This is a genomic window from Rhizobium sp. CSW-27 (assembly GCF_018760785.1).
Taxonomy (GTDB): domain Bacteria; phylum Pseudomonadota; class Alphaproteobacteria; order Rhizobiales; family Rhizobiaceae; genus Neorhizobium.
In genome coordinates this window covers 76,553-85,683 of record NZ_JAHHZO010000018.1, presented here as the reverse complement: position 1 = coordinate 85,683, position 9,131 = coordinate 76,553, and the positions used below count along the sequence as shown (strand labels likewise).

The window sequence follows — 9,131 nt, the reverse complement described above, 5'->3', positions numbered from 1 at the left end:
CCTCGCCTCCTCGCCTCCTCGCCTCCTCGCCTCCTCGCCTCCTCGCCTCCTCGCCTCCTCGCCTCCTCGCCTCCTCGCCTCCTCGCCTCCTCGCCTCCTCGCCTCCTCGCCTCCTCGCCTCCTCGCCTCCTCGCCGCAGTTGCGCGAAGACGAGGAGTCGCTGCAATTGGCCAGTGTGCACCGGGCTGTCGTCCTGGGCCGGTGACAAGGGATTGCTCCGGATGTTGATGTGGAGTGGAATGCCCGGCGTCTCATGCCCGGTCGCATGGAGTGAAGAGGCTGTTCAACCGGTGCTGCGAAATCCTGACAGCTGTCAGGGTGTGACGCGCCGATGGATAATCGGTCGAGAATTGCGTCGGACCGAGGCAGATATCGTAATGGTCCGCTGCGGAAGTGCGGTCGCGGTTCGCTCCGGTTCGCGTTCGACTTATGCCCCTCAAAGAGACGCCGAGGTTCAGCTGCAAAAACTCCGCACGCCGGGTCCACGCCCGTTCAGGCGAAGGGTCAGGGGAGGGCATGGAGAAAGGTGTGACCGGCCACCTTCTTGTTTTGGGGGCGAGAAGCGATCTATCCCGCCTTGGCGTGGCGGTCGGTCCGGCCCTGTTTCCAAGGCAGGCATGCAACTCGCGTACGCCGAACGGCAGGCCGTGTCCCTTTGCGCTGGCGTGCCAGCATCGAGGCCTACTGAGTGTCCTGCAGCTGTCCCGGGTCCGAGAACGCCGCTGGTGCATGGTGGCCGGACCAGCGCAAGCGGCCCCAGGCCAGGCAGAGATGCGTCGGCAGGCGACGGGGCAACCACCTCCGGTGTGGCACCCCCCTAGCCCCCTGGCAAAGGGAGAGGCTGCAGTCATAGCCCGGCCTCAGGGTGAATTGCCGGCAGCCGCGACAGGCTTAAACTCTTCCGCCAGTAGGGGGAGGAGGGCGATGACGCGGTCCGCTGCATGGGGAGTTCCTCCAGCCTCTATCCATTGCGGGCATGTTGCCTGCCGATGCAGGATCCACGTCCCGCCGTGTGATGTGGTGGCGTACGAGGGAGAGATTGAAGGCCAGCATTCGCCGCCTCATTCTGCCAGGGGGAGGGCGGTCGAAGACAATCATCGGCGATGCGTTCCGGTTGCGACAGACGGAGCGCCCGGGTTGCGGCTCTGGTTTCGGCGCACCGTCGGCATCCGCGAATTCCGGAAGAACCCTGATATGAGGTGAAATCCGTTATGCCCGCTGACGGCGGGAGATGGCCGATAGTCCCGGGGCAAGAGCAGGCGTTGTTACAGGACTACATCTGTGAATTTTGTCGGTCGGAATGTCCGCGAGGCTGGTACTTGTCCGCACGATGCGGTAATCTGTCCTCAGATTGATCGCGGCCAGCCGATTGGTCCGCCCCAGCCCTCACCAGATGCCCGATATTCTTAATACCCGGTAGCGGTCCGGAACGTGATGCTGGTGTCCGTTTGATAATTTGTTTACCATAATATCAATGGATTACGATCTCGCGAAATTACCGCTGAAGGGCCTTCTGCTGCCGCTGTCCGAGGCCGCGGCCGGCATGGCGCGGCTCGATGAGCGCGTTCTACGCTCCCGCGTCGGGCAGGGCCTGCTGGAGCGGCTGCATTTTGCCGACGCCTGCGCCTCGCTGTGGGTCGAGGGCGAACTCGTGCATCTGGAGGATCTTGTCCTGCACGATGCGGGGCATGATGTCCGCGCGCCGACCCACGAGCTGACGATTGCCCGTGACATCCTGCGCAGCCGCCGCCGGATTGCCGCGCAGCCGGTCGGCTGGGCCTTGAGTGCCGATGGTCTCGCCAGCCTGCGTCGTTCGCAGGCGGCGGACGCGCCGGAACAGAAGGGATGGGCGTCCAGTCCGGCGGGGGGCGAAGGCGAGGGGGCGGCTGCGCCGACCCCTCGTCAGACTGGTGAGGCTGAGGCGGTTGACGACGATCCGCTGGCGGCGGAACTGGCCACCATTGATGCCTTGCTGGTCCGTTCGGCGGCGACGATCCGTGACGCGAGGTCGTTTGGCTCCCGAGCGGAGGCTATCCGGGACGCGCTGGTCTACGATCCAGGTTGGAATGAGGAGGAGCGGCTTGCGGAATGGCTGGCAATCAGAACGCGGACGGAGGGCCTGCCACCCGTTCTGCAGGGGCTTCTCCTGCTGGACGCCTGGCACAGTCTTCAGGTTCTGCAGCACGCTTCCTGGCTCGGACGCCTGCTGATGGGCGAGATTTTGCGAGATGCGGGGCTGACCGCCAGCGGCCATCTTCTGGCGCTGAGTGTCGGCCTGCGGACGGTTCCGGTCGAGCGGCGTCGCCATCCGGATCGAGACACGCGGCTGCTTGCGATGCTGCAGGGCGTCATTGCGACTGCAGACATCGGCCTCAAGGAACATGATCGCCTGACGCTCGGCCTGCAGTTGATGGAGCGGCGCCTGATCGGACGTCGCACGTCGTCGCGGATGGCTGATCTGATCGGCCTCGTCATGTCACGACCTTTGATTTCCACGCGGATGGCGGCCAGCCGGCTGGAGATTACGCCGCGGGCGGCACTGCGCCTGATCGAGGAGCTTGGCCTTCGGGAAATTACCGGTCGCGGTCGCTTTCGTGCCTGGACTTTCGCCTGACGCTCGGGCGACGCCCCTCAACCTGCCGAGAGCGCAGCATTCAGCCGGTCCGCCAGTCTCAGCATTCGCACATCGTCATAACGCGGAGCCGTCAGCGTGATGCCGACCGGCAGGTTCTCGTGCGGCAGGCGAAGCGGAATGTTCAGGCAGGGCACCTGCAACAGTGTCCAGAAGGCGTTGAAAACCGGATCGCCCGGTTTGCGACCAGGCGGGGCAACGCCGGGTGCGCTGGGGGCGATCACCGCATCATAGGCTGCTGCCCACGCGTCAAACGCCATGCGGGCGCGTGCCGCATCGTCCTGTGCCGTCTTCAGATCAGCGAGACTGCGGTTGTCGCGATTTTCGACGCGATGGTGAAAATCGTCATGCAGTCCACCGGCGTGGCGTCTGGCGAGATTTCTGAAGGCGGCCGCGCCTTCGCGGTGCAGGATGGTGCGGTGGCTGCGGTCGAGACTGTCGAAGCCGTCGGGCAGGTCGACGCGGCTGACATGGTGACCGGCAATCCGCAGCCGCCTGTCTGCGGCATCCAGCGCTGCACGCATTTCAGGCGCCAGCTGGCTGTGATAGGGGCTTGCCGTGATGGCGATCCGGAGCGGCACTTCCGGCGCAGGCACTTCGCCAAGGCCTTCCGTGATACCGAAGACTTCTTGCAGCAAACGAATGTCGGCGATCGAGCGTGCATACCAGCCGACAGTGTCGAGACTGATTGCGTAGATCTTTATACCTTCACGGCTGACGAGACCCGCGCTTGGCTTGTAGCCGAAGATGCCGCAGAAGGAGGCCGGTCGGATGGTGGAGCCGCCGGTCTGGGTGGCGAGCGCCAACGGCACGTGAAAATCCGCCACGGCTGCGGCCGATCCCGCGGAAGAGCCGCCGGGCGTACGCGAAAGATCGTGCGGATTGGCGGTGGCTGCATCGCGACCGCAGGCGGCGAACTCGGTGGTGTCGGTCTTGCCGAGGATGATTGCGCCTTCCGCGCGTAGCATGTCGACAGCGGCCGCATCCGCTGAAGGGCGAAAACCGGCATACAAGGGAGAGTTGTAGGTTGTCGGCAGATCGCGGGTATCGAACACATCCTTGATGCCGATCGGCAGGCCATGCAGCCGGCCGCGTGCCGCCTTCGGCACGGCATCGAGACGCGCAGCCTCGTCGCGCGCCGTATCGCTCAGTGCAAGCCAGGCCTTCACATCGGCATCGCGCTCGTGAATGCGCGCGAGGCACGCCTCGACCAGCGCGCATGCCGTCAGGCGGTCCTGAGCCATCAGTTCCAGACATTCGCTTGCCGTCAGGCGGTGGAGGGGAGGGGAAAGGCTGGTCATGCGGCGATATTCGGCGGTGTGAGACGATGATGCTCGGTCAGCGACTGGTACCGGATGCCGAGAGAGAGGCACAGGCTGTCGCCGCCCGGCGGCCCGATGATCTGCATGGCGGTCGGCAGTCCGTGGCGGCCAAGGCCGGAGGGGAGCATCAGGGCAGGAAGGCCCAGGCAATCGAAAACCATCGTGTTGCGCGATATGGCCTGCTGGAAGGGCAGGGCCATGTCATCGATCTCCACCGTCAGCGTGTCGAGCCAACCGGCCTCTCCGCCGAGCCCGGGCGTCACGATGAGATCGATCATCGGAAAGAGGTCGAGAACGCTTTTCTGTGCCGCCGCGCGATGGCGCAACGCCTCGCCGTAGGTGGCGGCGGAAATCCGCATGCCCTGCCGCAGCCGTGCCAGCAGGCCCGGGTCGAAGCGATCCGCCTGATCGATGCGGCCGCCGTGGTAGGCGGCGAGTTCCGACAGCAGGATCGTCCACCCGGCGGCATGGATCGGAGCAATGTCGAGATACGGCAAATCCACCAGTATGCAGCCGTCTGCCTCGAGCACCGCCAGGGCGCCTCGCCAGTTGGCGAGAACGCTGGCATCGACGCAGTCGGTGAACCAGTTGGAGGGGATGCCGAGCCGCAGCGTCCGGTTGGCTGGAGGCGCCGGCAAGGCGCTGTTCGCCGTCATGTGCGGCAGCACATGAGCAATGTCTTCGGCACTGCGTGCCATTGGCCCGACATGGTCGAGTGTCCAGGACAGGGGTGCGACGCCCGCTCGCGAAACAAGTTCGCGCGTCGGCTTGAGGCCTGTCGTGCCGCACCAGCAGGAAGGTACACGGATCGATCCGCCCGTATCGGTGCCAAGCGCCAGCGGCAGCAGTCGGGCGGCAAGGGCGGCACCTGAACCCGTGGAAGAGCCGCCGGTCCAGCGTGCGCAATCCCAGGGATTTGTCACCGTGCCAAAGCGTGGATTTTGCGGTGAGCCGCAAGCAAATTCCGTGGTTGCCAGCATGGCAAGCGGAATGGCGCCCGCCGCCCTCAGCCGTGCCACGCAATCGGCATCGGCAGGCGCGATCCGGTTGCCGGTGAGATGCGACCCTGACGTGCTGAGCGTGCCGGCCACATCAATGATGTCCTTCACGCCGAAGAAGACGCCTTCCAGCGGGCGTGGATCTTTCGCCTGCCAGCGCCGGTCGCTTTCAGCGATTTCTTCGTCGATGCCTTCCACAAGCCGAAGCACGGCTTCCCGGCCGGCGCGGGTGGAGCCGATTGCCTGCTTGAGTTCATGGAAGGCGAGGGAAGGGGTAAGACTGCCATGGGCATAAGCCGCGAGCAGGTCCGCAACGCCCGCCTGTCGCACGCAGACGCCAAGCGGCGCCGGTTCGGGCGCCGCAGGCAACTGCAGGCCGGCGAATGCAATACCGGCCTCCAGTCTCGCATCGGCCGCCCGCGGATCTTCAAGCGCAAGCGGATCGAGAATGCTCCCCGCATCGACCGTCAACGACATCGCCACGCAGCTTATTCCGCTGCCACCGAGGTGACCTGGCTGCGCGAAGCCATCAGCGGCTGGATCTGCTGCCCGAACTGGTCGAGACCGATCAGGAAGTCATCGAAGGTCAGCATGATGCCCTTGGTGCCCGGTACGGATGCGGCCTCGTCCAGCATCTTTGCCACCTTGCCATAGGAGCCGACCAGCGTGCCCATGTTGAAGTTGACGGCACCTTCCGGCAGGTTGATCGAGCGCGCGGTGGAACTTGCGTCCGCATTGGCGTCCTTGCTGCCCTGATCCGCCATCCAGGCCAGCGCGTCGACATCGGCGCCCGCGCGATAGCTTTCCCATTTGGCTTGCGCCAGTTCGTCCGTTTCGTCGGCGATGACCATGAACAGCACGTAGGAGCCGACATCGCGACCGGTCCTGGCGCTTGCCTCGATCAGGCGCTCGTTGCCCGGAGCATAGGCTGTCGGCGTATTGATGCCGGAGCCGAGCACGAAATTGTAATCGGCATATTCGGCAGCGAACCTCATGCCGCGCGGGCTCTGTCCGGCCGCAACGATCTCGATCTTGTGCTCCGGCATGGGCTTCATCATGCAGTCCTTCATCGTGAAGTGCTTGCCTTCGAAGGTGCATTCGCCCTTCTCCCAGAGCTCCTTCATGATGTGGACGTATTCGGTGGAATAGTCGTAGCGGTAGCCGAAATAATCGTCACCCGGCCAGATTCCCATCTGGTCATACTCGGCCATCTGCCAGCCGGAGACGATGTTGACACCGAAGCGGCCGGGCGCGACGGAATCGATGGTGGTTGCCATGCGCGCGACAATCGCCGGCGGCAGCGTCAGCACGGCGGTCGAGGCAAACAGCTTGATGCGCGAGGTGACGGCGGCAAGGCTCGCCATCAGGGTGAAGCTCTCGAGATTGTAGTCCCAGAACTCCGTCTTGCCGCCGAAGCCGCGCAGCTTGATCATCGACAGCGCGAAGTCGAGGCCATAGGCCTCCGCCTTCTGCACGATGGCCTTGTTGAGCTCGAAGCTCGGCTTGTACTGCGGTGATGCCGTCGAGATCAGCCAGCCATTGTTGCCGATGGGAATGAAGACTCCGATATCCATGTGCAGTTCCCCTTCGTCGTTTTCGGACCTGTTCGAACTTTTTATGTACGAACTAATGCAAACTTTCTGGGGGCTGTCCAGTCCGAAATGTCGCGAAAATATGCATGCTCATTTTGTGAGCAATCTGCCGAAAGGCGCACGTGGCCGGCTCGCGCGAATCATGCGCAGTTGCTGAAAGCGGCGGCGTTTTTCGTGGGAGGGAGGCTCAGTTCTCGGCGCGCAGCGTCGTGGTATAGGTGAAACGGTCTGCCGGCAGGATCTGGAAGGCGTATTCGATCAGGCGGCGGCCGCTGCCATAATAGCGGCGGGTTACCTGCAGCGCGAGATCGCCTTCCTTGCAGCCGATCTGGTCTGCCACTTCGGCGGTAAGCGCCACCGGCTTGATGTCCTGCTGGATCTCGTGGATCATCTCGCCGGTATATTCCTCGATCAGGTGGAAGATGGCGGATTTCGCCACCTCGACATCCTTCACGGCCGGTGCCAGTCGCGCATCGACATAGACTTCGTTCCACGAAAAGGCGCGCTGACGTGTGGCCGTGTAGCGCACGCCGGTCAGGTGCAGGAAGCGCCGTCCCGGCCGGCAGCCAAGTTCAACGGCGAGTTTCCCCTGTGCGGAAATCTCCTGCCGGTGCGAGATCACGAACTCCGTCTTGCTTGCCACCTCGAACAGTTCGGAGCGGGAATGAGCGATGAAGTGGCGGCGGGCCACGTCCATTCCGGCTTCGACGCGCGTGCCGACACCCTTGCGGGCGGAGAGTCGTCCGCCGGTGCGCATTGTCGCAATCGCCTGGCGAACGGTCTGCCGGCTGACGCCAAGGGCCGCGGCCAGTTCGTTTTCCGTCGGCAGCAGCGAACCGACCGGAAACTCGCCACTGCGGATGCGTGCCTCCAGATGATGGGCCACCTGCAGGTACAGCGGAGCCGTGGCAAGCTCCGGGCGCCATTGCCCGTCGATGGCCTCTGTTTCCTCCACTGCCGGCTCTGTCTGCTCCGTCATCAATTCGTCATCCATTCCGTCGGTCCTTCATCAACAGGCTTTTGCCAAGGGAATCAAACGGTTTCCAGCGGACCTGCCGGTCAGGCGGATGAGTTGCGCCCATTCCGGAAATCAGTTAGTACGTACAAATACTCGTTTCTTACACGCAATCCAAGGCTTCCACGCATGTCGGACATTCTTGCGGGAGAGCGGCGTCTGGCGCCGGCGTCCTCGCTTCTGCAGACCCTTGCCGCCGCAACCCTGATCCAGATCGTGGCGACGGCCAGTGTTCTGGCGCTGACCGCCATCGCGCCCTCCGTGGCGCGCGATCTCGGCATCGGCGCGCACTGGATCGGCTACCAGATCAGTCTCATCTATGCCTCCGGCATGATCTCCTCTGCCGTTGCCGGCACGCTCGTGCAGCGCTACGGGCCGGTAAAGGTCGAGCATCTCGCGCTCGTGCTCTTCGGTCTCGGTTTCGCCGGCATTGCTACGGCTTTTGTGCCTGTCATCGTGCTGGCCTCGCTGCTGATCGGCTTCGGTTATGGCCTGAACAATCCGGCCTCGTCCGAAATGCTGAGCCGGGTCACGCCGCAGAACCGGCGCAACATCGTCTTTTCCCTGAAGCAGGCGGGCGTGCCGCTTGGCGGCATCTGTGCAAGCTTTGCCTTTCCCTATCTGTCGGCCCGCTTCGGCTGGCACCAGGCGCTGCTGATCGGCGTGGTCGGGCCGTTGGCCACCATGGGGCTGCTGGCCTTCACCCATGCGGCCGAGCCGAAGCGGGTGGCGAAGCCTCGCTCGCTGGGGCGCGGCTTCGTCGAGGAACAGTCGATCATCTGGAAGAGTCGGCCGCTGCGCACGCTGAGCGGGCTCGGCTTTGCCTATTCCGCCATGCAGCTTTCGGCCTCCGCCTTTGCCGTGGTTGCGCTGGTGCATGATGCGGGCTGGTCGCTGCTGTCGGCTGGCGCGGTGGCCGCGGCCATGCAGTTTGCCGGCGCCTTCGGTCGCGTGTTCTGGGGCGTTGTCGCCGATCGCATCGGCGGCGGGCTGCTGACGCTGTCGCTGCTGGGTCTGCTGGGCGGCCTTGGCTTTGCCGGGCTTTACTGGCTGGCCGATCTGCCGGTGGTGCTGCAGGCCGGCCTCTTCGTCCTGGTCGGTGCTGTGACCATCGGCTGGAATGGTGTGCTGCTGGCGGAGGTGGCGCATCATGCGCCCGAGGCGCGGGTCGGCGCCATTACCGGTGGCGCACTCGTCTATACCTTCATCGGGGTGATTGTCGGCCCCTCGAGCTTTGCCGCCCTCTATGCCCTGACCGGACATTACGGCGCGAGCTTTCTATGCTTCTCGCTGTTCGGCTTTGGCGGAATGGTGGCGGCCTGGCTGGCGCATCGCAAGGACAGATGACGGCTCCACCCCCTTTCCATGTACAGACATACGGAACCGAAATGCCGGCCGGATGGCCGGCTTTGCCATGTCAGACCCGTCGGCTGCCGCTTGCTGCAGCGCGATGATCAAACCGCAATCAGGCGCAAATGTGCCAATTCCGGCATTTGATGCAATTATGTGCAGCGCAAAAAATTAGGCAAAATCACGTTGACGATGTCTCGTTTATGTCCGTACATTATCTTC

6 protein-coding genes are annotated in these 9,131 nt (G+C 64.0%); 2 read left to right on the top strand and 4 right to left on the bottom strand.

The annotated features are described in order from the left end of the window. Positions 1 to 1,474: 1,474 nt before the first annotated feature. Positions 1,475 to 2,614: an RHE_PE00001 family protein gene (locus tag KLP42_RS23610; protein ID WP_215570166.1), complete on the top strand. Its 1,140-nt coding sequence runs from the start codon at positions 1,475 to 1,477 to the stop codon at positions 2,612 to 2,614. A 17-nt stretch (positions 2,615 to 2,631) separates the two neighbouring features. Here KLP42_RS23610 and KLP42_RS23605 read toward each other — a convergent pair whose 3' ends face one another. From KLP42_RS23605 to KLP42_RS23590, 4 genes are all read right to left on the bottom strand, one after another. Continuing rightward, positions 2,632 to 3,933: an amidase gene (locus tag KLP42_RS23605; RefSeq protein WP_215570164.1), complete on the bottom strand. Its 1,302-nt coding sequence runs from the start codon at positions 3,931 to 3,933 to the stop codon at positions 2,632 to 2,634. Beyond that, positions 3,930 to 5,429: an amidase gene (locus tag KLP42_RS23600; RefSeq protein ID WP_252193221.1), complete on the bottom strand. Its 1,500-nt coding sequence runs from the start codon at positions 5,427 to 5,429 to the stop codon at positions 3,930 to 3,932. The genes KLP42_RS23605 and KLP42_RS23600 overlap by 4 nt, the downstream gene beginning before the upstream one ends. 11 nt (positions 5,430 to 5,440) lie before the next feature. Continuing rightward, positions 5,441 to 6,526 (bottom strand): pyrimidine utilization protein A, encoded by a 1,086-nt coding sequence (rutA, locus tag KLP42_RS23595; protein WP_215570160.1) that lies wholly within the window; start codon positions 6,524 to 6,526, stop codon positions 5,441 to 5,443. Positions 6,527 to 6,731: 205 nt separating this feature from the next. Next, positions 6,732 to 7,538 carry a GntR family transcriptional regulator gene (locus KLP42_RS23590; RefSeq protein WP_215570158.1) on the bottom strand — a complete coding sequence of 269 codons (807 nt, stop codon included), beginning with the start codon at positions 7,536 to 7,538 and terminating at the stop codon, positions 6,732 to 6,734. A gap of 150 nt (positions 7,539 to 7,688) precedes the next feature. On the opposite strand from KLP42_RS23590, the gene KLP42_RS23585 reads away from it, so the two are divergent. Then, positions 7,689 to 8,906 (top strand): MFS transporter, encoded by a 1,218-nt coding sequence (locus KLP42_RS23585; protein WP_215570156.1) that lies wholly within the window; start codon positions 7,689 to 7,691, stop codon positions 8,904 to 8,906. Positions 8,907 to 9,131 lie beyond the last annotated feature (225 nt).